This is a genomic window from Amycolatopsis sp. NPDC051128, from assembly GCF_040682715.1.
GTDB lineage: Bacteria > Actinomycetota > Actinomycetes > Mycobacteriales > Pseudonocardiaceae > Amycolatopsis.
Genome location: NZ_JBFBBN010000016.1, coordinates 99,659 through 123,564, shown reverse-complemented (window position 1 = coordinate 123,564; position 23,906 = coordinate 99,659). Strand labels below are relative to the sequence as shown.

Here is a 23,906-nt window from a genome sequence, read left to right as displayed (position 1 = left end):
CCCGCAGTTTTCGTCGCGTTCCCCCGCGCCCGGCGAACGGGGCGCGCCCTCGGGGAGGAACCTACCCTCCGCCCGCTCGCACCCCACTGCCTGTTCCCGATCCGGCCCAGGGCAGACCGCCCCGCCGAGGGACGTAACCGTTGCCACGAAACCATTCGGCCGTGACTGTGGCCGGATCGGGAACCTGCGGCACAACTAGTCCGGCTGGATCCACGACACCTGGATGAGCTGCTTGCCGTTCTTCCGGGTGAGCAGGTTGCCCCGGCCCGGCGGCATCGCGCTCGCCTTGATGTTGCCGACCAGCGCGCCCTCGTCGCGGGAGCCGTTCATGACCATGCCCGGCGCCGCGATCTCCTTGAGCTTGCCGATGATCGGGTCGTACATCGCCTTGCTCGCGCCACCGGTGCGCCGCACGACCACCAGGTGCAGGCCGACGTCCTTGGCCTGGGCCAGGAAGTCGGAGATCTTCCGCAGCGGGTTGTTCGTCGAGGTGGCCACCAGGTCGTAGTCGTCGACCAGGATGAACAGCTCCGGCCCCTTCCACCACGAGCGGGTCTTCAGCTGCTCCTGCGTGACGTCCGGGCCCGGCAGGCGCCGCGTCATCGAGTTGAAGACGTCGCTGATCATGCTCTCCAGTTGCGCCGCCGACACGGCGTAGCCCAGCAGCGAGTCGCCCTGGATGAAGCCGAGCATCGTGCGCCGGTAATCGACCAGCAGGATGAGCGCTTCCTTGGCGGTGTAGCGCTCGGAGATGCCCCGGGCGATCTGCCGCAGCAGGTTCGTCTTGCCCGACTCGCCGTCGGCGAAGGCGTAGAAGTGCGGCTCCGCGTTGAAGTCCAGGTAGATCGGCTGCAGGTCCTCCTCGTTGACCCCGATCGGGACCAGCTTGGAGTCGCGGGCCTGGTCGAGCTTGAGCACGTCCTCGTAGGTGATCATCTCCGGCAGCAGGCGGACCTGCGGCGCGATCCGGCCGCGCCACGCGCCCTTGATCTTCGCCACCGCGTCGGCGACGCCGGAGGCGATCGTCTCCGGGTCGCTGGAGCCGTCGATCCGGGGCAGGCCGCCGAGCATGTGCAGCTTCTCGCGGGTCAGGCCGCGGCCCGGCCGCCCGGCCGGGATGTTGACCGCGACACGGCGGTCGATGTCCGACTCGGTCGGGTCACCGAGGCGCAGCTCGAACCGGGTGCCGATCATGTCCTTGATGGCCGGGCGGATGTCCGCCCATCGGTTGGCGGCGATGACGACGTGCACGCCGTAGGACAGACCCTGGGTGGCGAGCCGGGTGATCGTGGTTTCCAGCTCTTCGAAGTCGTCACGCAGGGCGCGCCAGTTGTCGACGATCAGGAACGCGTCGCCGAACGGGTCCTGGTCCGGCCGGATCTCACCGCGGCGCTTCCGGTTCCGGAATTCGGTCATCGAGTCGATGCCCATCGCGCCGAACCGGCCTTCCCGCTCGGTGAGCAGGGTGGTCAGCTCGGCCACGATCCGGCGGGCCTTGTCCGGCTCGCGCCGCGCGACCGCGACCCCGCCGACGTGCGGCAGGTCCGCGAGCCCCGCCAGCGCGCCACCACCGAGGTCGAGGCAGTAGAACTGCGCCTCCTCCGGGGTGTGCGTCAGCGCCATCGACATGATCAGCGTCCGCAGCATCGTCGACTTGCCCGACTGCGGGCCGCCGACGATCACGCCGTGCCCGGCCGCGCCGGAGAAGTCCGCCCACAGCGGATCACGCCGCTGCTCGTACGGCCGGTCGATGATGCCCAGCGGCACCTGCAGCCGCCCGTTGCCGAAGAAGCCGACCGGGGACAGGCCGCGGTCGTCGGTCGGGTTCAGGTTCGGCAGCAGGGTGTCGAGCGAGTTGGGGTCCTTCAGCGGCGGCAGCCACACCTCGTGCGCGGGCGGGCCCTGGCCGATCAGCCGCGAGACGATCACGTCCAGCTCGCTGGGCTCGACCGCCTCTTCGGACTGCCGCTGCTCCTGCTGCGGCGCCGCCTCGATCAGCTGCGGCTCCGGCTCCTTCGGCAGTTCGACGAAGTCCGGGACGAACAGCTGCGGCCGCTTGTCCGCGCGGACCACGGTCGCCGCCGGGCCCGCCGCCTTGATGCCGGCCGGCCGGTACGGGCCCGAGACGTAGGACGCCTTGAACCGCACCAGCGTCGAGGTGTCGAACTTCAGGTAGCCGCCACCGGGGACCGACGGCAGCTCGAACGCGTCCGGCACGCCGATCGCGGCGCGCGACTCCGCCGCCGAGAACGTCTTGAGGCCGATCCGGTACGACAGGTGCGAGTCGAGCCCGCGCAGCTTGCCTTCTTCCAGTCGCTGCGACGCGAGCAGCATGTGCATCTGCAGCGACCGGCCCAGCCGGCCGATGGCGACGAACAGGTCGATGAAGTCCGGCTTCGCCGCCAGCAGCTCGGAAAACTCGTCACAGACGATGAACAGCGCCGGCAGCGGGTCGAGATCGGCGCCGTTCTCGCGGGCCTTCTCGTACTCCCAGACGTTCTTGAAGTTGCCGCCGTTCTTCAGCGCTTCCTGCCGGCGGTTCATCTCGCCGGCGAGCGCGTCCTTCATGCGGTCGACCAGCGTGACCTCGTCCGCGAGGTTCGTGATGACCGCGGAGACGTGCGGCGCCTTGTCCAGGCCGAGGAACGTCGCGCCACCCTTGAAGTCGACGAGGACGAAGTTGAGCGTGCTCGACGAGTGCGTCGCCAGCATGCCCAGCACCAGGGTGCGGAGGAACTCCGACTTGCCGGAACCGGTCGCGCCGATGCACAGACCGTGCGGGCCCATGCCCTCGGCGGCGGCTTCCTTGATGTCCAGCTCGACCGGCTGGCCGTACTCGCCGACCCCGAACGGCACGCGGTAGCGGTCGCGGATCGGGCGCGGCCGCCACGCCTGCTGGACGTCGAAGGTCATCGGGTCGCCCGGGATGCCGAGCAGCTCCAGCAGGGAAGGGTTGGACAGCAGCGGCTCTTCGTCGCTGGTGTCCTGGCCGCCGCCACCGCCGACGCGGTACGGCGAGATGAGCCGGGCCAGCGACTCGGTCTCGACCAGGCTGAGGGTGTCCGGACGGCCGAACCACTCGACGCCGCCGGCACTGCGCGCGCCGAGCCGGTCGGCCTCCACGACCAGGCGGAGGCCGCGGCGGGCGGCGAGGTTGCCGAGGGAGTCGGACAGGTCGATCAGCGTGACGCCGACCAGGCCCTCCTCCAGGACGATCTGCTCTTCCCGGGTGACCTCGGCGTCGTCGATGATGATCACGACGTGCGGCTGGTCCGGCGCCGGGGTGGCGTTGCGGGAGAAGCGCTGGCGGTCACGCAGCTCTTCGTCGAGCCAGTCTTCGATCTGGGCCAGCGAACCGGCCATCATGCGCAGCTGGCCGATGCCGTCCGACAGCGTCGGGTGCTGGGCGTGCGGCAGCCACTTCGCCCACTCCCACTCCTCCTTCGCGCGCCCCGCGGTGGCGACCGCGATCAGCACGTCGTCCGGGCTGTGGAAGGAAACGAGCTGCGCGAGCATCGCGCGGGTGAGGCCGCGGGTCAGCGTGCGGTCGCCCTGCATGCTCACCGCGGCGAACCCGCGCAGCGTGATCTGGGTCGGCAGGTCCGGCACGATCGAGTGCGCGCGCACGAACCGGCGCAGCGCGAGGGTGGCGATCGGCTCCAGCTCGTCGACGGGCCCGGTCTGGGGCGGGACCAGCCGCGTCGCGAGGCGGTGGGAGCTGCGCCCGACGCGCAGGTGCAGGAAGTCCTGGTCGTTCTGGCGGCGCTCCCACATGCGGCGGCTGGCGGCCAGCGACCACAGGGACTGGGGGTCGGGGTGCACCCACTCGAGCGCGGCGCGCTGGTCGACCATCGCCTCGCGGGCGCGGTCGCGCATCTGGCCGAGGTAACGGAGGTAGTCCTTGCGGTCTTCGTCCATCTCGGCGCGCTTGGCGCCGCCGCCCTTGCCGCCGCCACCGGCCATCATCCCGAGCGTGCCGACGACCATCATGCCGCCCATGGCCATCATCATCGGGTTCCGGTTGCTGGCCTGGAACATGAAGACCATCATCCCGAGCGACGCGACGATCATGACGACCGGAAGCGCCTTCATCACGATGTTGCCGGGGATGACGCGGGGCACCTCCGGCGGCGGCTCGAGGTGCACCTCGCCGCCCGGCGGGCGCGGTGCCGCCAGCCGCGGCGACTTCTTGAACTGCAGCGTGCTCATCGAAGGACCCCTCTTCAAACTCGACGATGGCGGCCACCGTTTAGTGCGCAAGGTGCGCGGAACAACCTATCGAACGCCGCGGGGGAATTCCGGCGGACGCCGGAACCGCCTCGTGAGCCTGTTCTCCCTAGCCCGGCGAGTGTACGGCCCGGCACCGACAGTAATCCGCGGTTCGGGAACCTGACCTGCGGCGGCCGGTGAATTTCGGACGTTCGATGATGTCGGCACCGAGGTTCGGTATAAGTTCCCCGGGGAGCAGTCTCATCAGAGCGGGGAGCAGTGCGGTGGCTACGGGCACGACAGTTTTCAGCAGGGTGACGGTCGTCGCGCCCTCCACGCGGATCGACGTGGCGCTGCCCGCCGATGTCGCCGTGGCCGATCTTCTGCCGATGCTGCTGGACATGGCCAAGGAGACGGCACCGGACGGCGGCGCCCGCCACGGCGGCTGGGCGCTGGCGAAGCTCGGCGACGCCCCGCTCGACCCGAGCCGCACCCTGGCCTCGCTCGGCGTCGTCGACGGCGAGCTGCTGCAGTTGCGCAAGCGCAACGAGAACCCGCCGCCGCCGCTGTACGACGACGTCGTCGACGCGATCGCGGAGTCCTCCCCGGACAGCTTCCGCCCCTGGACCAAGGAGACGGCGAACCGCTTCGGGCACGTCGCGGGCGGGCTGGCGCTGGTCGCCGCCGCCATCGCGCTGTTCATGAGCGGCTCGTTCTACGGCGGCAGCGCGCTCGGCGCGGCCATCGCCGGCGGCATCGGCGCGATCGCGTGCGTCGCGGTCGGCGCGACGCTCGCGAAGGCCTACCAGGCCGAGGCGACCGGCGTGCTGATCGCCGCGGCCGGCGGCCTGCCACTGGCGTTCGTGAGCGGCTTCTACATCGTGCCCGGCCTGTCCCTGCGGGCGAACCTGCTGCTCGGCGCGGTCCTCGTGATCATCGTCGCCTCGGTCTGCATCATGGTGATCGGCGCCGGCATCACCACGTTCATCGCGGCCGCGACCGCGGGCACCTTCGGCGGGCTGGCCTTCCTGTTCGGCACGCTCGTCGCCCACCCCGCGGCCGGGATCGCGGCCGGCACCGTCGCGATCGCCCTGGCCTGCATCTCGATCCTGCCGCGCGCCACGATCTGGCTCGCGAAGCTGCCGCTGCCGCACGTCCCGGGCAGCGCGGAAGAACTCAAGGAAGACTCCGGCTTCCCCGACTACCGGGCGATCGAGCACCGCACGGCGGTCGCGCACAACTACATGACCGGCCTGATGGTCGGCTGCGGCAGCACGGTCGCGGTGTCCGCGATCATCGCCGCCTCCTCGCCCGGCGCGTTCGGGATCATCCTCGGCGTCGTCGCGACGCTGGTCCTGCTCCTGCGCGCCCGCGCCTACGCGAACGGCAGCCAGGCGATCGCCCTGCTCACCACGGGCCTGGTCTCGGCGACCGGGATCGCCATCGGCTGGCTGGTCTCGGCGAGCGCCCAGAACCGCCTGCTCTACGTGTTCGGCGTGCTGATCCTGCTCGCCGCCGGGGCGCTCGTGGTCGGCGTGATCTTCCCGAACCAGCGGTTCTCGCCGCCGCTGCGGCGCACCGTGGAGATCATCGAGGCGATCTGCATCGCCTCCGTGCTCCCGCTCGCCCTGGGTGTGATGGACCTGTACACCACCCTGCGGCACCTGAACTTCAAGTGACCGGAGCGGGTGAATCTCGGATGGCAGTAGCACGACGTCCCGGCGCCGCCCGGCGGACCACGACCGCCCTGCTGGCCGGCACCATCGGCGTCCTGTCGCCGCTGACCGGCGGCGCGCCGGCGTCGGCGCAGACCGCGCCGGCGAACGGCTACTTCGCGACCCCGCCGCCGGTCGACATGAGCAAGCTGATCCCGGACTCGCGCGGGCCGGACAAGACGTACCAGCAGTCGAAGGCGTGCGTGCAGCGCAGCCTCGGCGAGAACATCGAGATCAAGAACCGGCCGTGGGGCCAGGAGTACCTGCAGATCTCGAAGGCGCAGGAGATCGTCAAGGCCGCCACGGGAAGCGCCGGCGGTGGCGTCCGGGTCGCGGTGATCGACACCGGCGTCACGCAGCACCCGTGGTTCCAGAACCGGGTGCAGTCCGGCGGCGACTACGTCGCGACGCCGACGCACGGCCAGCGGCCGGGGCTCGAAGACTGCGACGGCCACGGGACCGAGGTCGCCGGGATCATCGCGGCCAAGCCGGACAAGCCGGAGGTCGGGTTCGTGGGCGTCGCCCCGGACGCGACGATCGTGTCCTACCGCCAGCTGAGCGAGAACTACCAGCCCGACACCAAGACCTCGTCGCCGTCGGGCAACTCGGGCACGCCGTCGTCGAGCACCAACCCGCCGACGGGGTCGAACACGGCGCTGCCGCCGAGCGGCGGCGGTGGGGGCAGCGAAGGCGACCAGACGTCGCCCGGGCAGTCCAACGGCGGGCGCCAGCTGGAGAAGGCCGGCACCGCGGGCACGCTGAAGACGCTGGCCGAGATCATCCGTGGCATCGCCGAGCGGCGGGAAGCCGACGTCATCAACATGTCGGTCGACAACTGCCGCACCGCCGACGGCAACATCACCGAAGGCGAGCAACAGGTCCAGGCCGCCGTGCACTTCGCGGCGCAGGCGGGCATCGTGATCATCGCCGCCGCGGGCAACGCGACGGACACGTGCCCGCAGAACGACCAGCCGGACGCGAAGAAGCCGAAGACGATCGTGACGCCCCCGTGGTTCGCCGACGACGTGCTGTCGGTCGGGGCGATCGACGAAACCGGCGGCGTGGCCCAGTTCAGCGTGCACGGCCCCTGGGTCGGCGTCGCGGCACCCGGCACGAAGATCATTTCGCTCGACCCCGCCGAAGGTTCGAAAAGCTTGGCCAACCTGACGTTCGAAAGCGGTGACAAGCCCAGCGAAATCCAGGGCACGAGCTTCGCCGCGCCGTACGTCGCGGGGCTGGCGGCGCTGGTCAAGGCGAAGTACCGGAACCTCGACGCGAAGGGCATCATCAACCGGATCAAGGAGACGGCCCAGCACCCGGCCGCTCCTGGCGGGCGCGACAACTTCGTCGGCTACGGCGTCATCGACCCGGTGGCGGCGCTGACGCAGAGCCTGCCGTCGGAGCTGGGGAACGCGGCGCCGAAGCCCGCCCCGCAACTGGCCCAGCTCCCGCCGGCGAACGACCACAGCTCGACGCCGGTGATCGTGGCGCTGGCCGGCACGGTGGGCGGCCTGGTGGCCCTGCTGATCACGCTGTTCGTGGTGCGCACGATCCGCCGCAACCGCCCGGCCGAGACCGGCGCCAACCGCCGCTGACCGGGTCCCGCCGGGGGCTCACTTCGCGGGCGGCTTCTTCGGCTGCGGCGCGTTCTCGTCCTCGCCGATCACCGGCGGAGCCACCAGACCCGGCTCCCCCAGCAGTTCCGACGTCTTCGTGACCGGCCGCGTCTTCGACGGACGCCGTCCCTGGCCACCCGTGCCGAAGGCGCCGAACCCCATCATCGGCATCATCGGGACGCCGGAAACGCCGTGGTTCGCGGAGTTCTCCGGCGCGGGCGCCTGCTGGGCGGCCCCTTCGGCGGACGGCCCGTTCTCCGGGGTGCCGGCGCCCGTGTGCCGCGGCTCCGCCGGGTCGCCCGAGGCGGAGGCCGAGGACGGCGTCATCACTTCGTCAGCGGAGGACGGCGTTGTGGCCGACGTCGTGGCCGGCGTTCCTTCTTCGTTCAGGGCCGCGTCGTGGAGCTTGAACCGCTCCTGCGGGTACCGGTGCTTGATATCGATGGTCCGCGTGGCACCGTCCGGGTCGTCGACGCCGTCGCAAAGCCGGTCGAAGGCCTCCATGACGTCGCGGGCGGTCTCGTAGAGGGCCTTCGCCGATTCCTGCGTTTCCTGCAGCTGAGCGCGCGCCCGCCGGGTGCCGCCGCTCGGCAGCGACAGGGTTTCGGACATCAGGTCCGCCGCGTCCACCAGTACTTCGACGAGGTCGACGGTGATGCCGCGCAGCGTCGTCACCATCTCGTCGAGCGCGCCGGCCAGGACGGTGAGTGCCTCCTGGAGGTCACCGCCCGCGGCGCCGATCTCCCGCACGTACGCGACGAACGCGTCCGCGTCGCGGCCCTCCCAGCCCGCGTCCAAGCGGCCCAGCCCGTCGTCGAGCCGCGCGGACACCTCGGCCGCCGCGGCGGCCGCCTGCCGCAGCCGGTCGGCTTCGGCGCCCAGGTCGCCCCAGCGGCCGACCAGCGGCCGGAAGTACGTCTCGACGGGGTCGATCAACCCGAGCTGCCGCGCGACGTCCGACAGGTAGGCCAGGTACGGCTCGGCCGCCGCGGCGATCTCGTCGCCTTCCGCGCCGGGACCGGCTGTGCGGGACTTGGTGGAGCTTTCCGCTTCGGCGGTCATCCCTCGAGCCTCCCAGCCCGCTTGATCAGCTCCGCGGCCTCGTCGTCCTGACCGCCGTGCCGCACCGTCACCCGCCGCAGCGCCTCGCCGGCCGAGCGCAGCGCCTCCGCGCCGTCGGTCAGCTGACGCCGCAACGCGCCCGCCGCGCGGCCGTACGACTCCCCGAGCCCGATCTGCGCCCCCAGCGCGCCGTAGGACTCGGCGGAAACGCCCTCACCGCCCACTTCGGCCGCCGCCGAGTCCAGTTCGGCCGCGGCCTCCTCGGCCGTCTTGGCGTATTCGACGACGACGGCGCCGTCCATCCTCAAGCCGGCCACGGCACCTCCGCTCACCAAGGACTCTTCGGGCGTGTGACGCCCACGGCGGCCCGGCGGTTCCGGTCAGTTCCCCGCCGGCCGGCTCGGCGCCGCGAACGTGCCGGCGTTCGGGTCGATCGGCACGGAGTCGAACTGCCGCAGCACGTCCTGCGTGTTCAGCGAGGCCCCGGTCGGCAGCAGCCCGATGATCGACTCGGGCGCGGGCTGCCGGTTGCTCAGTCCGATCGCGTCCGCGGTCGCGGCGTCCGGCACGCTGTAGCGGATGCCCCGGTCGGAGATCAGCTGGATCGCGCCCTTGCCGAAGCTGGCCTTGCCGGTGGCGGACTGGACGACCGCGGCGAACCCCGGCTTCAGGTAGAAGCCGTTGACCGGCACGTTGTTCGGGCCGAGCGTGGTCACCGTCATCGGGGTGAACTTGTCCCCGGTGCCCTTCTGCCCGGGCAGCAGGTTGTCGACGTACACCGAGGTGTGCGCGTCACGGTCCGCGCCGTCCCCGACCAGCGACCAGCCCAGGCACGCGACCGACGAGTTCTTCGTCGCGTCGAGGACCGTCGGGACCGACCGCGGGAAGTCGTCGACCGGGATGTAGTCGGGATCGCCTGCCTGCAGGACGCGCACCCCGGCGAGCTTGTCGAGCCCCAGCGTCTTGATCTGGCTGGAGCTGCCGTTCTTCGCGACGCGGATGATGTCGGCGACCGCGTTGGAAACCCGCTGGATGCCGGTCGTCGTGATCGCCCAGTAGTTCGGCTGCTCACCGGCGGGCTGCGTGGCGAAGACGTCGCCCGCGGTCAGCCGGTCGAAGTCCGCCGGAGCCGAGCCGCTCGCGATCGGCGGCGGCGTCAGGCGCGCGACCTCGGGGATCGCGTTCAGCAGGCCCTGGGTGATCTTCCGCGGCTTCGTCTGCAGCTGCAGGGCCGTCCGGACGGCGTGGTTGGCGTCGCTGTCGTCGATCTCGGCGCGCACGGTGTTGGCGTTCGGCCGGTTCCGCGAGCTCGGCAGCCGGTAGATGAGGTAGGTCTTGCCGTTGTCGGCGGACGCCAGCAACGCCTCGTTGTCGCCCAGCTCGGCGCCGAGGCCGCTCGGCGCGACGCCGCCGAAGACGTAGGTGTTGGTCCTGCCCAGATCGGGGTTCGGCTGCGTCAGGTCGAGCTGGACCTGGTCGCAGACCGCCCAATTGGGGGAAATGCGCTGCGAATCCGACGGAATCAGCTGGGGACCGTCCGGAATTCCGGTGAGTTTGTCGCGCGGAATGGACTCGAGCTGGGCGTCGGAAACGACCGTGGGATTCTTCACACTCGCCGCGCTCGCCGCCGCGGCCGGGGCAGCCGGCGCGCCGCCCGCACCTCCCGAGCTCGACTGCTTCTGCTGGGCCAGCAGGAGAAGCCGCGCCGACGCGAGGTTGAACGTCGGGATCAGTTTCTTCGGGTTCCCCGTCACGACGTAGACCGTGCCGGACTGCTCGCCGATCACGATGTTCCCGGCGTCCGGCACCGACGGCGCCGGGCTGAGCAGCCCCCAGACGACGAACACGATCATGCCGAGCGCCCCGAGCACGACCCCGACGATGGTGGCCCGCGTGTGGGTGCGCATCGGGTCGTGCAGCATCACGGCGTCCCGCCGGACCAGCGCCGACTGCATCCGCCGTAGGACGAACTGATACGCCTGGACCTGAGACTTAGTCGTGGGTGTTGATGGCATTCTCGACCTACAGCTCTCCCCGTCGCGGTACGGTTCCGCAGGATAGCCGTACGGGGACCGTCTGGTGTGGGGTTTCTACCAACTCAAGCTAGTGTCGGGCATCCCGGGACCCGGCTTCCGGGTACGCAGCAAGCACGAGGGGAAGAGAAAGCGCGGATGTCCGTCACCACTCCTCCACGTCCGCCTGGCCCGCCCGGGCCCCCGCCGCCCGGTGGTCGCCCGCCGGGCCCGCCGCCGCGGCCGGGCAGACCCGGTGGTCCGGGAGGACCCGGTGGCGTTCCCGGTGGCCCTGGTGGCGTCCCCGGTGGACCTGGCGGACCCGGTGGCCCCGGTGGAGTTCCCGGAGGGCCTGGCGGGCCCGGTGGCGGTCCGGCGGGTCCCGGTAAACCCGGTGGTGGCCCTGGCGGTCCGGTGGGCGTCCCCGCCCGGCCAGGCGTCCCCCCGCGCGGCCCGGGCGGGCCCGGTGGGCCGGGTGGCCCCGGCGGACCTGGTGGCCCCAGCGGTCCCGGCGGACCGGGTGGCCCTGGCGGTCCCAAGGGGCCCGACAGCGGTGGCTCCGGCGGCGCGGCCACTCCCCCGCCCCCGGCCCGGACGGCGCCCCCGGCGCGGCGCCGTTCCACAGGCGTGACCCTCGGCCCGCTCCCCGTGGCGAACCTCGTCGTGCTCGAGGTGGGCCTCGCGGCCGGGCTCGTGCTGCTCGCGATCGACATGTCGCTGAAGTACGTCGGGATCGGCATCCTCGCCTTCGCCCTCATCGTCGCGTTGCTGCGCTGGCGCGGCCGCTGGTTCACCCAGTGGGTCGGGCTCACGCTGCGCTACTCCTTCCGGTCCCACGACCGGGTCGCGAACCCGCTGCCGCCGAGCACCGTCGAGGCGATGGCCGCCGAGGAGACGACGGTGACCGGCGCGGACGACGCCCGCGTGAACCTGCTCCGCATCGCCGTGCCGGACCTCGTCGTCGCGCACGGCGTCGACCACGAGCGCCAGCAGGTCGGGCTCGCCTGGAACGACGGCACGTGGACGGCGGTGCTGCTCGTCGAGCCGACGCCGGCGCTGATCACCCAGGCCGACGGCGCGCCGAGCCTGCCGCTGTCGGCGCTCGCCCCGTGCCTCGAAGACCGCGGCGTGGTCCTCGACTCGATCCAGATGATCTGGCACTGCTACCCAGGCAGCGCGGCGCTGCCGTCGGACTCGCCGGCGCTGAGCTCCTACATGGAGGTGCTGGGGCCGCTGCCCGCGGCGGCGCGGCGGACGACGTGGGTCGCGATCCGGCTGGACCCGAAGCGGTGCCCGGCGGCGATCCGGGAGCGCGGCGGCGGCGTCGTCGGCGCCCACCGCGCGCTGATCGGCGCGCTTTCGCGGGTCCGCAACGCCCTGGAGTCGCAGGGCGTGCCGACGCGCCCGCTCGACCCGGACGAGCTGCTGCGGGCGAGCATTTCGGCCGCGGAGCTGACTTCCGTCGCCGGGTCGCCTGCCAAGGTCACGATGCAGGAGCGCTGGTCCGGCGTCACCGCGGCCGGGATCGGGCACGCGAGCTACGCGATCACCGGCTGGCCGAAGGGCAAGATCACCGGCACCCTGAACGCCCTGACGAGCGTCCGCGCGCTGTCGGCGACGCTGGCGATGTCGATCTCCCCGGCGTCCGACGACGGCAAGATCGGGCTGCGGGGCGTGGTCCGGCTGAGCGCGCGGAACCCGCGTGAACTCGACGCCGCCGACCAGCGGCTGCACGGACTGTCCGAGCGGCTCGGGGTGGACCTGACGCCGCTGCGCGGGCTGCAGGTCTCCGCGTTCGCCGCGACGTTGCCGATCGGAGGTACGGCATGACTTCCCGCGTCCGCGACGCCGGGCACAACACCGGGGTGGCGCCGGAGTTCACGGTGGACCCCGCGATGCTCGACGCGATCAGCCCTTCGGGTGACCGCGGCGGCATCGTGCTCGGCTCGGGCCTGAAGGGCGAGCCGCTGACGATCTCGGCGCTCCGCTCGACGCCGACCCGCATCGTGCTGGTGGGCGGGCTGTACCTGGCCCGCCAAGTGGCCCTGCGCGCGATGGCGGTCGGCGCGTGGGTCGTGGTGGCGACGGGGCGGCCGGCGGCGTGGCAGGTGCTGTCCCAGGCGGCCGGCAACCGCGACGGACGGCCTTCGCCGCTGGTGCAGATCCGCCGGCTGTCGCCGGTCGAGCTGCCGCGGCCGTCGGAGGACGCGCCGCTGCTGGTGGTGACGGACGGCGGCCCGACCCCGCAGGACCTGTTCCCGCCCCGCTCGCCGTGGCAGACGACGATCTACGTCCTGCCGTACCTGCACCCGCAGGCGGGCGTGACGGCGAACGCGGCGGACCTGGTGCTGATGCAGCGTCTCCCGGCGGGCCAGGCCGAGCTGGCGGGCCGTATCTGGAACCTGCCGCCGCAGATGATGCGCCAGCTGACGATGCTGAAGGACGACCAGGTGGTGGCCTTGGGCCGCAACCTTTGGCGCCCGCTGAGGCTGGTCACGACGGGCAAGGAGCAGCAGATCCTGGGCCCGGTCCGCCGCGGCGACTGAGACTTTCCTTCGGGCCAAGTCCGTGAATGTCGCATTGAGGGACTTGAAGTCCCTCAATGCGACATTCACGGCTTTCGGGGTGGCGTCAGAGCGAGGTGCGGATGTTGCGGGTCTGCTCGGCGCGGGCGGCCAAGTCGGCGTCCGGGGGGTAGTCGACGGCGGTGAGGGTGAGGCCGTGGGCCGGGGCCACCGCGCTGTCGCGGACGCCGCTCGCCAGCACCTCCGCGGGCCACGAGCCGCCGCGGCGGCCGTCGCCGACCAGGAGCAGCGCTCCGACCAGGCTGCGGACCATCGAGTGGCAGAACGCGTCCGCCGAGACCTCGGCCTCCAGCAGGTGCTCGTCCACCCGGCGCCAGCTCAGCCGCTGCAACTCGCGGATGGTCGTGCCCGTGTCGCGCTGCTTGCAGTACGCCGCGAAGTCACGGAGTCCCAGCAGCGACGCGGCGGCCTCGTTCATCGCGTCCGTCGACAGTGGCCGTCCCCAGGCCAGGGTGTCGTTGCGCCGCAAGGGGTCCACGCCCCAGGGGGCGTCCGAGACCCGGTAACGATAATGCCGCCGGATCGCCGAAAACCGGGCGTCGAACCCGTCGGGGGCCACCCGGGCGCCCAGCACCCGGACGTCGCCCGGCAGGAGGCGGTTCCAGCGGCCCGCCATGCGGGTCAGGTCCGGGATACCCACCGCGGAGACCGGGACGCGGCCGGCCGCGCCAGGAACCAGCGGGACGACGTCGAGGTGCACGACCTGGCCGGTCGCGTGCACCCCCGCGTCCGTCCGGCCCGCGACGACCACGGACTTCGGCACCGCGGACCCCGGTGGCTGCCGCCGCAGGGCCTCCTCCAGGACGCCCTGCACCGTGCGGCGGCCCGGCTGACGGGCCCAGCCCGAGAAGTCCGTGCCGTCGTAGGAGACGTCCAGGCGCAGACGAACGAGCCCGCCCTCCCAAGCGGGAGTGGCGGGCTCGTCCGGTGTCGAATCGGCCGTCAGGACGTCAGTCCTTCTTGGCGTCCGCGTCGTCCGAAGCCGGGGCTTCGGTCTCGGCGGCGGTGGTGTCCTCGGCCTTGGCCTCCTCGGCAGCCGGAGCCTCCTCGGCGGCGGGCGCCTCGGTGGTCTCGGCAACCGGAGCGGCGGCCTTCTCGTCCTTGGCGAACTTGGTCTTGCGCGCGCGCTCGGCCTCGCTCGTCACGGTCTTCTCGGGCACCAGTTCGATGACGGCCATGGCGGCGTTGTCGCCCTTGCGCGCCATCGTCTTGGTGATCCGGGTGTAGCCACCCGGACGCTCCGCGAAGTGCGGACCGATCTCGGCGAACAGCTTGTGGACGACGTCCTTGTCACGGACGACACGCTGAACCTGACGGCGGTTGTGCAGGTCGCCCCGCTTCGCCTTCGTGATCAGCTTCTCGGCCAGCGGGCGGACCCGCTTCGCCTTCGCCTCGGTCGTGGTGATCTTGCCGTGCTCGAACAGCTGCGTGGCCAAGTTGGCCAGGATCAGCCGCTCGTGCGCGGACGACCCGCCGAGCCGGGCTCCCTTGGTAGGGGTGGGCATTGGTTCTCCTACTAGTTCAGCTCGCAGCGTCCAGGCACAGAGCCCTAGAGCTGCTCGGTCTCTGCGTAGTCCTGGCCATCGTCGTGGCCGTCCGAAATCCCGTCGGCGATCCCGCCGACACCCTCCGACCAGCCTTCACCGTCGTAGCTGGCGGCAGCCGCGGTCGGGTCGAACCCGGGCGGGCTGTCCTTCAGCGCGAGGCCGAGGCCGACGAGCTTGAGCTTGACCTCGTCGATCGACTTGGCGCCGAAGTTGCGGATGTCGAGCAGGTCCGCCTCGCTGCGCGAGACGAGCTCGCCCACCGTGTGGATGCCCTCGCGCTTGAGGCAGTTGTACGACCGGACGGTGAGGTCCAGGTCCTCGATCGGCATCGCGTAGGCGGCGATGGTGTCCGCCTCCTGCGGCGACGGGCCGATCTCGATGCCCTCGGCGTCGACGTTCAGCTCGCGAGCGAGACCGAACAGCTCCACCAGCGTCTTGCCGGCCGACGCGACCGCGTCGCGCGGTGTGATCGACGGCTTGGTCTCGACGTCCAGGATCAGCTTGTCGAAGTCGGTGCGCTGCTCGACACGGGTGGCCTCGACCTTGTACGTCACCTTCAGCACCGGCGAATAGATCGAGTCGACCGGGATCCGGCCGATCTCCGCGCCCGCCTGCTTGTTCTGCAGGGCCGGAACGTAACCGCGGCCGCGCTCGACGACGAGCTCGATCTCGAGCTTGCCCTTGCCGTTCAGCGACGCGATGTGCAGATCCGGGTTGTGCACGGTGACACCGGCCGGCGGCACGATGTCGGCCGCCGTGACCTCACCGGGGCCCTGCTTGCGCAGGTACATGGTGACCGGCTCGTCCTCCTCCGAGGACACCACGAGCTCCTTGAGGTTCAGGATGACGTCGGTGACGTCTTCCTTCACCCCGGGAACGGTGGTGAACTCGTGCAGCACGCCGTCGATGCGGATGCTCGTCACGGCCGCGCCCGGGATGGACGACAGCAGCGTGCGCCGCAGCGAGTTGCCGAGCGTGTAGCCGAAGCCGGGCTCCAGCGGTTCGATGGTGAACCGGGAGCGGGTCTCGTTGACCGTCTCTTCGCCGAGAGCCGGCCGCTGGGAAATCAGCATTCTTCCTAATTCCTTTCCAGACGACGCCCGCCATATGACGTCGAAGGGATGGCGCGGCGGCGGCGCCCGGAGGGCGCCGCCGTCGTGACTCGATTACTTCGAGTAGAGCTCGACGATCAGCTGTTCCTGAACCGGAACGTCGATCTGCGCACGCTCCGGCAGCTGGTGGACCAGCACGCGGAGGTTGGACTGGACGACCTGCAGCCACGCCGGGATCGGGCGGTCGCCGTAGGACTCCTTCGCCACGACGAAGGGCAGCATCGCGAACGACTTCGGCCGCACGTCGATGATGTCCCACTTCGAGACCTGGAACGACGGGACGTTGACCTTGGTGCCGTTGACCAGGAAGTGGCCGTGGCTCACCAGCTGACGCGCCTGACGGCGGGTGCGGGCGATGCCGGCACGGTAGATCACGTTGTCCAGGCGGGACTCGAGGATCTGCAGCAGGTTCTCACCGGTCTTGCCAGGACGCCGGACGGCTTCCTTGTAGTACCGGACGAACTGACGCTCGAGAACGCCGTAGGTGTAACGAGCCTTCTGCTTCTCCTGCGACTGCAGGAGGTACTCGGACTCCTTGATGCGCCCGCGGCCGTGCTGGCCCGGCGGGTAGGGGCGACGCTCGAAAGCCTGGTCGCCGCCGATGAGGTCAACCTTGAGGCGACGCGAAATACGCGTCGCGGGGCCGGTGTAACGAGCCATTTCTTCTTACTCCTCCCCGTTCCTCAGACCCGGCGCCGCTTGGGCGGGCGGCAGCCGTTGTGAGGCTGCGGGGTCACGTCCTGGATGGTGCCGACCTCGAGGCCGGCCGCCTGCAGCGAGCGGATCGCCGTCTCGCGGCCCGAACCCGGGCCCTTCACGAAGACGTCGACCTTCTTCATGCCGTGCTCGGCGGCCTTGCGGGCGGCGTTCTCGGCGGCCATCTGCGCGGCGAACGGGGTGGACTTACGCGAGCCCTTGAAGCCCACGTGACCACTCGACGCCCACGCGATCACGGCACCGGTCGGGTCCGTGATCGAGACGATGGTGTTGTTGAAGGTGCTCTTGATGTGCGCGTGACCGTGCGCGACATTCTTCTTTTCCTTGCGGCGGACCTTCTTGGTCCCCGCCGCGGTACGAGACTTCGGTGGCATGTTCTGAGGGTTCTCCTGTTAGCGCGCGTTCTCTTGGTGAGCGGCGACCGCTTCGGCCTGTCCGCGCCGGATGATCGAACCGGCGTCGGTGTACAGGTTGCGGAGCGCCATCGGGCGGGCGTAGAGCGCCTTGGGCGAGACACAAGCCGAGCCGCGGCGCTGGGCGCCACCCATCTGCACGACCTTCTTGCCCTGGACGCTCACTTCTTGCCAGCCTTCTTCTTGCCGGCGACCGTCTTCTTCGGACCCTTGCGGGTACGGGCGTTGGTCTTGGTGCGCTGACCGCGGACGGGAAGTCCGCGACGCCACCGAAGGCCCTCGTAGCACCCGATCTCGATCTTCCGACGGATGTCGGCGTTCACCTCGCGGCGAAGGTCACCCTCGACCTTGAAGTTCTCTTCGATGTACACACGCAGCTTCGCGAGGTCGTCATCGCTGAGGTCTTTGACGCGAGTGTCCGCGTTGAGCTCGGCAGCCTTGATGAGCTGCTTCGAGCGGGTACGGCCGATGCCGTAGATGTACGTAAGCGCGATCTCCAACCGCTTTTCGCGGGGGAGGTCTACGCCAGCGAGTCGTGCCATTGGCGTTGATGCTCCTTCATAGAATTCATCTTCAGGTCTGCTCCCCGTCCGGTTCCGGGACCGACTCGCCTGTCGTGCCCTCGGCTTGCGCTTCGGGTGTCCCGGCCCCGGCCTGAAGTCCGGGGGTGAACCGGCTCACTCGCGTGATCCGGCAGGTGCGGGGAGGGTGTGTAGCCGTCAATCCACTCTGGTTCGAGTGCGGGAGATCAGCCCTGCCGCTGCTTGTGCCGCAGGTTTTCGCAGATCACCATGATCCGGCCGTGGCGGCGGATCACCTTGCACTTGTCGCAGATCTTCTTGACGCTCGGCTGAACCTTCACGTCTTCTGCTCTCCTGCTTCTGAGCTGCTCTTCGTGATCACTTGTAGCGGTAGACGATGCGACCACGAGAGAGGTCGTAGGGCGACAGCTCCACGACAACCCTGTCCTCAGGCAGGATGCGGATGTAGTGCTGCCGCATCTTGCCGCTGATGTGTGCCAGGACCTTGTGACCGTTCTCCAACTCGACGCGGAACATCGCGTTGGGGAGCGGCTCGACTACGCGGCCTTCGACCTCGATGGCCCCGTCTTTCTTCGCCATGTCCTCCGCATTTCCTTCGTCAACACTGCCTGTCGCTACACTGAGTGATCAGATGAGCACGAGTGCCTGTCTGGGTGGAACGTCGACACACTGGTGCCCGAGTCCCAGTACCGTGAATTCACGAACGCGCAGGATCCGGGCGCGATAAGTGCGCCGACTTGACAGTGTACGCAACCCGTGTCGCGACCCCAACCTGGGGGTAACCGTGCTAGGTGAGCGCCCAGGTCACGGAGTCCATGCTTAACACCGACGGGTGAATGCGCAGGTCAGGAGTCTGTATCAACCCGGGCTCCGCCCGGGGCCGGGGGCTCCGCCACCCGGAACCCCCGGAATCAGTCTTCGGGAGCGGTGAGTACCCAGGGACCGTCGTCGGTGATCGCGACCGTGTGCTCCCAGTGGGCCGCTCGCGAGCCGTCGGCCGTGACCACCGTCCAGCCGTCGTCCAGCTCGCGGGTCTCCCCGTCGCCGCCGGTCAGCATCGGCTCGATCGCCAGCGCCATGCCGGCCTTCAGCCGCGGGCCCTTGCCCGGCTTGCCGATGTTCGGCAGGAACGGGTCCATGTGCATCTGGCGGCCGATGCCGTGACCGCCGTACTCGACGATCATCCCGTACTCGACGCCGTCGTCGCGGCCCGCGCGTTCGGCCGCCGACTGGACGGCGTAAGAGATGTCGGTGAGCCGGCCGCCGGCGACGACCGCCTCGATCCCGGCCCACATCGCTGCCTCGGTCGCCGCGGACAGCGCCAGGTCGACGTCCGCGACCTTGCCGATCGCCAGCGTCACCGCGGAGTCGCCGTGCCAGCCGTCGAGGATCGCGCCGCAGTCGACCGAGATGATGTCGCCGTCGGCGAGGACCTGGGTCTTCGCCGGGATGCCGTGGACGATCTGTTCGTTCACCGAAGCGCAGATCGACGCCGGGAAGCCGTGGTAGCCCTTGAACGACGGCACCGCGCCGGCGTCCCGGATCGTCTGCTCGGCCAGCTCGTCGAGCTCGGCGGTGCTGACCCCCGGCGCCGCGGCGGCGCGAACCGCCGCCAGCGTGCGGGCGACGACGAGCCCCGCGGCTCGCATCGCCTCCAGCTCACCGGGGGTCTTGACCTCGATCATGCGCCCACGGCGGAGCACTTGCAGAACACGCAATCCTCCGAGATTCACGTGCGGTCGCGCAGCGCTTTCAGCACGCGGCCGGAGATCTCTTCGACACTGCCGACGCCGTCGACCGTCACCAGGATGTCGGCGTAGTACTCGAGCAGCGGCGCGGTGTCCGACACGTAGATCTGCTGACGGCGGCGGATGACTTCTTCGGTGTCGTCCGCGCGGCCGCGCGACATGAGCCGCCCGACGACGACGTCCTCCGGGACCTGCAGCTGGATCACGGCGTCGAGCGCGACGTCCGCGTCACCCAGGATCTCGCCGAGGACCTCGGCCTGCTTGGTGTTGCGGGGAAAGCCGTCGAGCAGGAAGCCGACCTTCGCGTCCGGCTCGGCGAGCCGCTCCCGGACCATCTCGTTGGTCACCGAGTCGGGCACGAGCTCACCCGAGTCCAGGTAGCGCTTCGCCTCCTGGCCCAGCGGGGTCTCCTGACCGACGTGCGCGCGGAACAGGTCACCGGTGGAGATGTGCGGGACGCGCAACTGCTCGGACAGGGCCACCGCCTGGGTGCCCTTGCCCGCACCGGGCGGTCCGACGAGAACCAGGCGCGTCACTTCAAGAACCCTTCGTAGTTGCGCTGCATCAGCTGGCTTTCGATCTGCTTCACGGTGTCAAGGCCGACACCGACCATGATCAGCACAGCCGTGCCACCGAACGGGAAGTTCTGGTTGTTCCCGCTACCGGTCAGCGACAGGAAGAAGTTCGGAAGGATCGCGATGATGCCCAGGTACAGCGAACCGGGGAGGGTGATCCGGCCGAGCACGAAGCTCAGGTACTCCGCGGTCGGGCGGCCGGGACGGATACCCGGGATGAAGCCGCCGAACTTCTTCATCTCGTCCGCACGCTCGTCCACGTTGAACGTGATCGTGATGTAGAAGTACGTGAAGAAGATGATCAGGGCGAAGTACAGCGCGATGTGCACCCAGCTGGACTGGTTCACGATGTAGTTCTTGATGAAGACCTGCCAGCCGGAGTTGCTGTTCTGGTCGCCGACGAGGCGGCTGATCAGGTCCGGCAGGTACAGCAGGGACGACGCGAAGATGACCGGGATGACGCCGGCCTGGTTCACCTTGATCGGCAGGTAGGTCGACGTGCCGCCGTACATCCGGCGGCCGATCATGCGCTTGGCGTACTGCACCGGGATCCGGCGCTGCCCCTGCTCGACGAAGATGACGCTCGCGATGATCACCAGGCCGAAGACGCAGATCATCGTCAGCGCGACGCCACCGCCGTTGGACAGGATGTTGCCGCCCTCGACCGGGATGCGCGCGGCGATGTTCAGGAAGATCAGGACGGACATGCCGTTGCCGATACCGCGCTCGGTGATCAGCTCGCCCAGCCACATCATGACGGCGGTGCCCGCGGTCATGGTGATGACGATGATCGCCAGCGAGTAGACGCTGTTGTCCGGGATGATCGGCGAGTCGCAGTCGGGGAAGAGCTGCTTGCGGTCCGCGAGCGCGACCACGCCGGTGGCCTGCAGGATCGCCAGCGCGATCGTCAGGTACCGGGTGTACTGGGTCAGCTTGCCCTGGCCGGACTGCCCTTCCTTCTTCAGCTCCTCGAACCGCGGGATGACCACGGTGAGCAGCTGGATGATGATGCTCGCCGTGATGTACGGCATGATGCCGGTCGAGAACAGCGACAGCTGCAGCAGCGCACCACCGCTGAACAGGTTCAGCAGCTGGTAGACGCCCTCCTGCTGCGCCTGGGAACTACAAGCCTGTACGGCACCATACGAGATACCGGGGGCCGGAATGGTCGCACCGATTCGGTAAACCGCGACGATGGCTAGCGTGAACAGGATCTTCTTGCGTAGATCCGGCGTCGCGAGAGCCGAGCGGAAGGCGCTGAGCACGCGGGGGACCTCCTCGGCGTCGTCGGCTGTCCTAACCGACGATCGGCTTGGCCGGCACGGGGCCGGCGGGAACACAGCACTACTGGCACGCAAGCCAGGAACGCTTCGGGGCACACTCGTCCCGAAGCGTGTCGCCGACTCTAACAGCTTCACAGGGCGTGTCCGCAGTCCGTGTGGGTTTTCCGTACCAAGGTTGCTCCGGCGGGTTGATCCACATCCCCGTCTTGGTCGTATTCCTTGACACACCGGCCCGCGGTGCGGACGGTTTCCGGGCTGGGAACGTCACGCGTTCGAGGTCGCGAGGACCCCGGCCAAGCCGACCAGGACCACCCCGGTGCCGCGGTCGACGGTGCGGCGGGCGCGCCGCGACAGCTCGAACGCTTTCACCGCGGCCCCGACGCCGACGTAGGCCGAGCCGGCCAGGAACTCGGCCAGCAGGTACACCGCCCCCAGGAGTGCGATCTGCGCCGAAAAGGGGCCGTGACCTGCGTCGATGAACTGCGGGACGAAGGCCGTGAAGATCAGGATCGCCTTCGGGTTGGTGATCGCGACGCTGAACTCCTTGCGCGCGACGCGCCACGCGGACGTCGGTCCGGTGGCCGCTGGGGTGGCCCCGGCCGGCTCGTTCCCGCGGCGGAAGGTGGACCGGAGGAGCCGAAGGCCGAGCCAGAGCAGGTAGGCGACGCCGGCCCACTTGATGATCGTCAGCGCGGTCTCGGACGCGGCCAGGAGCTGCCCCAGTCCGGCCGCGACGGCGGCGATCAACAGGGTGAACGCGACCAGCCGGCCGCCGAGCCCGGCGAGGCCCCGGCGAACACCGTGCGTCATGCCGTGGTGGAGACCGAGCAGGTTGTTCGCCCCCGGCGTAAGGGCGATGAGCACCGACGCCCCGAAGAAGACCAGCAGCCACGACACGACGACCACCTCCGTCCCCACCGTAGCGGCGGTCGCCAACGGGTTAAGGACGCTGCTCGTCGTCCTCCGGGTCCGGGGGCAGCACGGTGATGGCGACGCCGGAGGGCGGCGTCGGGGTGTCGGTGTAGGCGATCGCGGGGTCGGCCCAGTCTTGGGTGGAGCCCTTCCAGGCGGGCAGGGAGGCGACCACCGCCGCCGCGGCGGCCAGGACGGTGGCCGAGATCAGCAGCCACATGCCGGGCGCGGTGGTGACCTCCAGGTCCTCGGCCCCGAGGAGGGCGGACCACTCGAACCGGCTCATCCCGACGGTGGTGACGACACCGGCCGTGAAGACCGCGCTCGCGGAGACCAGCCGCCGGGCGAAGCCGCGGCCGGGCCGCGAGAAGGCGGCGACCGCCGCGACGGCCAGCAAGGCGGCCACGATGACGAGCGGGATGCCCAGTGGCGCGCCCGGGCGGTCGGCGGCTTCCTGGCCGGGTATGTCGATCAGGGTGGCCCAGGCGGTCTTGGTGACGGTCAGCTGGGCTTCGAAGAACCGCTGGCCGACGTTGAGGTGCTGCTGGATCCGGAACAGCGGCAGGAAGCAGCCACCGACGACCATCAGTGCGGCGACGGAGGTGAGGGCCGGCGGGACGAAGCGGAGCAGCTCGGACGACGGCGGCGCCGGGAGCGGGACCGGCCCATGCCCGGCGGCGGGATCCGGCGGCGGTGCGGTCGCTGCGGCTGCGGCTGCGGCTGAGCCAGGCAGCTCGGCCACGGGGAACGGCAAGGGCGTCAGCTCGGCGAGCCTTGGGGACTCGGCCTGAAACGGCGACGCGGGTGGGATGCTCGGCGGCCCTGCCGAGGCCTCCGCCGGAAAAGCCAACGGGCCCCCGAGCGGCCTGGCCTCCGCGGGCAAGCCCAGCGGCGCCCCCGTCCCCGGTTCGACGCCCGCGAGCTTCGGCGCCTCGACAGGGAAGCTCAGCGGCGACTCGCCGGTGTCGGACGGCGGGCCGGAGTCCTGCGATGGTCTGTCCACCCTGTGATCCTCCGTCCGGATCCCCGTCCCGGCAAGGGAACTATCCGGTCAGTCCCCGCTCGGGCGGCAGAACGGTGATCGCCACGCCCGAGTCCGTGCCCGCCGGCTCGTCGATGCGGAACAGCGGCAGAACCGAGCCGCCAGCTGTCAGGAGACACGCGAGCGCGGCAAGCGCCGGGCCCTCGCCCACAGCCGTGAATGGCCCATTGAGGGACATAGAGTCCCTCAATGGGCCATTCACGGCCTTCCGTTGACCGCTTGCGCGGCAGAGGAATCCTTAACTACCCAGCCTTGCGCGAATGACTCATCGGGGACCTCGCAGGTCGCGAATGAGTCATTCGCGGCACCGCGCGAGGCCGGCGTCAGCGGCGCGGGAAGTAGTTTTCGATGACCGCCCAGCGGGCGAGGTTGTGCTTCGCGTCCGCGAGGGCGTCGTGCTGGTCGGTCGGGGCCGCCGGGAGCTTCGGCTTCCCGGCGTCCTCCCAGCGCTGGCGCAGGTCGCGGGTGAACCGTGGCAGCTGCCGCGGCAGGGCCGGCATCGGGCCCCACAGCTGGGCGAGCGCGACGTGGTCGTACGCGGCGAACCAGGCCCACAGCTCGATGCCGCCCGGTGGCTTGCCGAAGAACTCCAGCAGGTCGGTGCGGATCTTCTCGCGGCTGCGCCAGGCCGGGTCGGCGGGTGAGGGCAGCTTGTCCAGGACGTTGTCGCGGACCCACTGCCCGGCCTTCGCCGGGTCGAAGTCCGTGGAGACCGCGTAGAACTCGCGGCCACGCTCGTCAACGACACCGATCGACACCAGGTCGATCGTCACGCCGTCCTCGATGAACTCGGTGTCGTAGAAAAAACGCACCGGT

At 70.3% G+C, this 23,906-nt stretch carries 24 protein-coding genes; 5 read left to right on the top strand and 19 right to left on the bottom strand.

Translation table 11 applies throughout. The features are described from left to right. Positions 1-195 precede the first annotated feature (195 nt). Entirely contained in the window at positions 196-4,209 is a 4,014-nt protein-coding gene (gene eccCa / locus AB0M82_RS19070) for a type VII secretion protein EccCa (RefSeq protein ID WP_364723192.1), read from the bottom strand. Positions 4,210-4,523: 314 nt separating this feature from the next. Here eccCa and eccD point away from each other — a divergent pair, with 314 nt between their 5' ends. Next, positions 4,524-5,888: a type VII secretion integral membrane protein EccD gene (gene eccD, locus AB0M82_RS19065; protein WP_364723190.1), complete on the top strand. Its 1,365-nt coding sequence runs from the start codon at positions 4,524-4,526 to the stop codon at positions 5,886-5,888. Between the two features lie 20 nt (positions 5,889-5,908). Beyond that, positions 5,909-7,519, top strand: coding sequence for a S8 family serine peptidase (locus AB0M82_RS19060; RefSeq protein WP_364723188.1), 1,611 nt, complete (start codon positions 5,909-5,911; stop codon positions 7,517-7,519). An 18-nt stretch (positions 7,520-7,537) separates the two neighbouring features. Here the strand turns inward: AB0M82_RS19060 and AB0M82_RS19055 are convergent, their stop codons facing one another. The 3 genes from AB0M82_RS19055 to eccB form a co-directional block, all read right to left on the bottom strand. Next, positions 7,538-8,602 (bottom strand): WXG100 family type VII secretion target, encoded by a 1,065-nt coding sequence (locus AB0M82_RS19055; RefSeq protein ID WP_364723186.1) that lies wholly within the window; start codon positions 8,600-8,602, stop codon positions 7,538-7,540. Continuing rightward, positions 8,599-8,919: a hypothetical protein gene (locus AB0M82_RS19050; protein WP_364723183.1), complete on the bottom strand. Its 321-nt coding sequence runs from the start codon at positions 8,917-8,919 to the stop codon at positions 8,599-8,601. Before AB0M82_RS19050 ends, AB0M82_RS19055 begins: the two co-directional genes overlap by 4 nt. Positions 8,920-8,982: 63 nt before the next feature. Then, positions 8,983-10,617 carry a type VII secretion protein EccB gene (gene eccB / locus AB0M82_RS19045; protein ID WP_364723180.1) on the bottom strand — a complete coding sequence of 545 codons (1,635 nt, stop codon included), beginning with the start codon at positions 10,615-10,617 and terminating at the stop codon, positions 8,983-8,985. A gap of 253 nt (positions 10,618-10,870) precedes the next feature. On the opposite strand from eccB, the gene AB0M82_RS19040 reads away from it, so the two are divergent. Genes AB0M82_RS19040 through AB0M82_RS19030 form a run of 3 tightly spaced genes read left to right on the top strand, consistent with a single transcriptional unit; the run spans position 10,871 to position 13,160 of the window. After that, a complete protein-coding gene (locus tag AB0M82_RS19040; RefSeq protein WP_364723178.1) occupies positions 10,871-11,245 on the top strand; it encodes a hypothetical protein in 375 nt (124 codons plus the stop codon). Positions 11,246-11,262: 17 nt separating this feature from the next. Next, the gene (gene eccE / locus AB0M82_RS19035) at positions 11,263-12,444 is read left to right on the top strand and encodes a type VII secretion protein EccE (protein ID WP_364723175.1); all 1,182 of its coding nucleotides are present in this window, start codon (positions 11,263-11,265) and stop codon (positions 12,442-12,444) included. Then, complete coding sequence (locus AB0M82_RS19030; RefSeq protein WP_364723173.1) at positions 12,441-13,160, top strand: hypothetical protein; 720 nt, start codon at positions 12,441-12,443, stop codon at positions 13,158-13,160. Before eccE ends, AB0M82_RS19030 begins: the two co-directional genes overlap by 4 nt. An 85-nt stretch (positions 13,161-13,245) precedes the next feature. Here the strand turns inward: AB0M82_RS19030 and truA are convergent, their stop codons facing one another. From truA to AB0M82_RS18955, 15 genes are all read right to left on the bottom strand, one after another. Continuing rightward, on the bottom strand, positions 13,246-14,076 hold the full coding sequence (truA, locus tag AB0M82_RS19025; RefSeq protein ID WP_364723276.1) for a tRNA pseudouridine(38-40) synthase TruA: 831 nt from the start codon (positions 14,074-14,076) through the stop codon (positions 13,246-13,248). 73 nt (positions 14,077-14,149) lie between these two features. Further along, positions 14,150-14,704, bottom strand: a complete 555-nt coding sequence (rplQ, locus tag AB0M82_RS19020) for a 50S ribosomal protein L17 (RefSeq protein ID WP_364723171.1) — start codon at positions 14,702-14,704, stop codon at positions 14,150-14,152. Positions 14,705-14,748: 44 nt separating this feature from the next. Continuing rightward, positions 14,749-15,819, bottom strand: coding sequence for a DNA-directed RNA polymerase subunit alpha (locus AB0M82_RS19015; protein ID WP_364723168.1), 1,071 nt, complete (start codon positions 15,817-15,819; stop codon positions 14,749-14,751). A gap of 93 nt (positions 15,820-15,912) precedes the next feature. Next, complete coding sequence (rpsD, locus tag AB0M82_RS19010) at positions 15,913-16,518, bottom strand: 30S ribosomal protein S4 (RefSeq protein ID WP_364723166.1); 606 nt, start codon at positions 16,516-16,518, stop codon at positions 15,913-15,915. 23 nt (positions 16,519-16,541) lie between these two features. Continuing rightward, positions 16,542-16,949, bottom strand: coding sequence for a 30S ribosomal protein S11 (rpsK, locus tag AB0M82_RS19005; protein ID WP_247060546.1), 408 nt, complete (start codon positions 16,947-16,949; stop codon positions 16,542-16,544). Between the two features lie 18 nt (positions 16,950-16,967). Next, the gene (locus tag AB0M82_RS19000; RefSeq protein ID WP_020643221.1) at positions 16,968-17,153 is read right to left on the bottom strand and encodes a hypothetical protein; all 186 of its coding nucleotides are present in this window, start codon (positions 17,151-17,153) and stop codon (positions 16,968-16,970) included. Beyond that, positions 17,150-17,530 (bottom strand): 30S ribosomal protein S13, encoded by a 381-nt coding sequence (rpsM, locus tag AB0M82_RS18995; RefSeq protein WP_034285908.1) that lies wholly within the window; start codon positions 17,528-17,530, stop codon positions 17,150-17,152. The genes AB0M82_RS19000 and rpsM overlap by 4 nt, the downstream gene beginning before the upstream one ends. 206 nt (positions 17,531-17,736) lie before the next feature. Beyond that, a complete protein-coding gene (rpmJ, locus tag AB0M82_RS18990) occupies positions 17,737-17,850 on the bottom strand; it encodes a 50S ribosomal protein L36 (protein ID WP_004558882.1) in 114 nt (37 codons plus the stop codon). 37 nt (positions 17,851-17,887) lie between these two features. Then, the gene (infA, locus tag AB0M82_RS18985; RefSeq protein WP_004558881.1) at positions 17,888-18,109 is read right to left on the bottom strand and encodes a translation initiation factor IF-1; all 222 of its coding nucleotides are present in this window, start codon (positions 18,107-18,109) and stop codon (positions 17,888-17,890) included. Between the two features lie 332 nt (positions 18,110-18,441). Beyond that, complete coding sequence (gene map, locus AB0M82_RS18980; protein ID WP_364723162.1) at positions 18,442-19,215, bottom strand: type I methionyl aminopeptidase; 774 nt, start codon at positions 19,213-19,215, stop codon at positions 18,442-18,444. A 44-nt stretch (positions 19,216-19,259) separates the two neighbouring features. Further along, positions 19,260-19,814 carry an adenylate kinase gene (locus tag AB0M82_RS18975; protein WP_364723159.1) on the bottom strand — a complete coding sequence of 185 codons (555 nt, stop codon included), beginning with the start codon at positions 19,812-19,814 and terminating at the stop codon, positions 19,260-19,262. After that, a complete protein-coding gene (secY, locus tag AB0M82_RS18970; RefSeq protein WP_364723157.1) occupies positions 19,811-21,118 on the bottom strand; it encodes a preprotein translocase subunit SecY in 1,308 nt (435 codons plus the stop codon). Before secY ends, AB0M82_RS18975 begins: the two co-directional genes overlap by 4 nt. Positions 21,119-21,400: 282 nt before the next feature. Further along, positions 21,401-22,054 (bottom strand): LysE family translocator, encoded by a 654-nt coding sequence (locus AB0M82_RS18965; RefSeq protein WP_364723154.1) that lies wholly within the window; start codon positions 22,052-22,054, stop codon positions 21,401-21,403. Between the two features lie 22 nt (positions 22,055-22,076). Beyond that, entirely contained in the window at positions 22,077-23,051 is a 975-nt protein-coding gene (locus AB0M82_RS18960) for a hypothetical protein (RefSeq protein WP_364723151.1), read from the bottom strand. Between the two features lie 362 nt (positions 23,052-23,413). Next, complete coding sequence (locus tag AB0M82_RS18955) at positions 23,414-23,902, bottom strand: polyadenylate-specific 3'-exoribonuclease AS (RefSeq protein WP_364723149.1); 489 nt, start codon at positions 23,900-23,902, stop codon at positions 23,414-23,416. Positions 23,903-23,906: the final 4 nt, after the last annotated feature.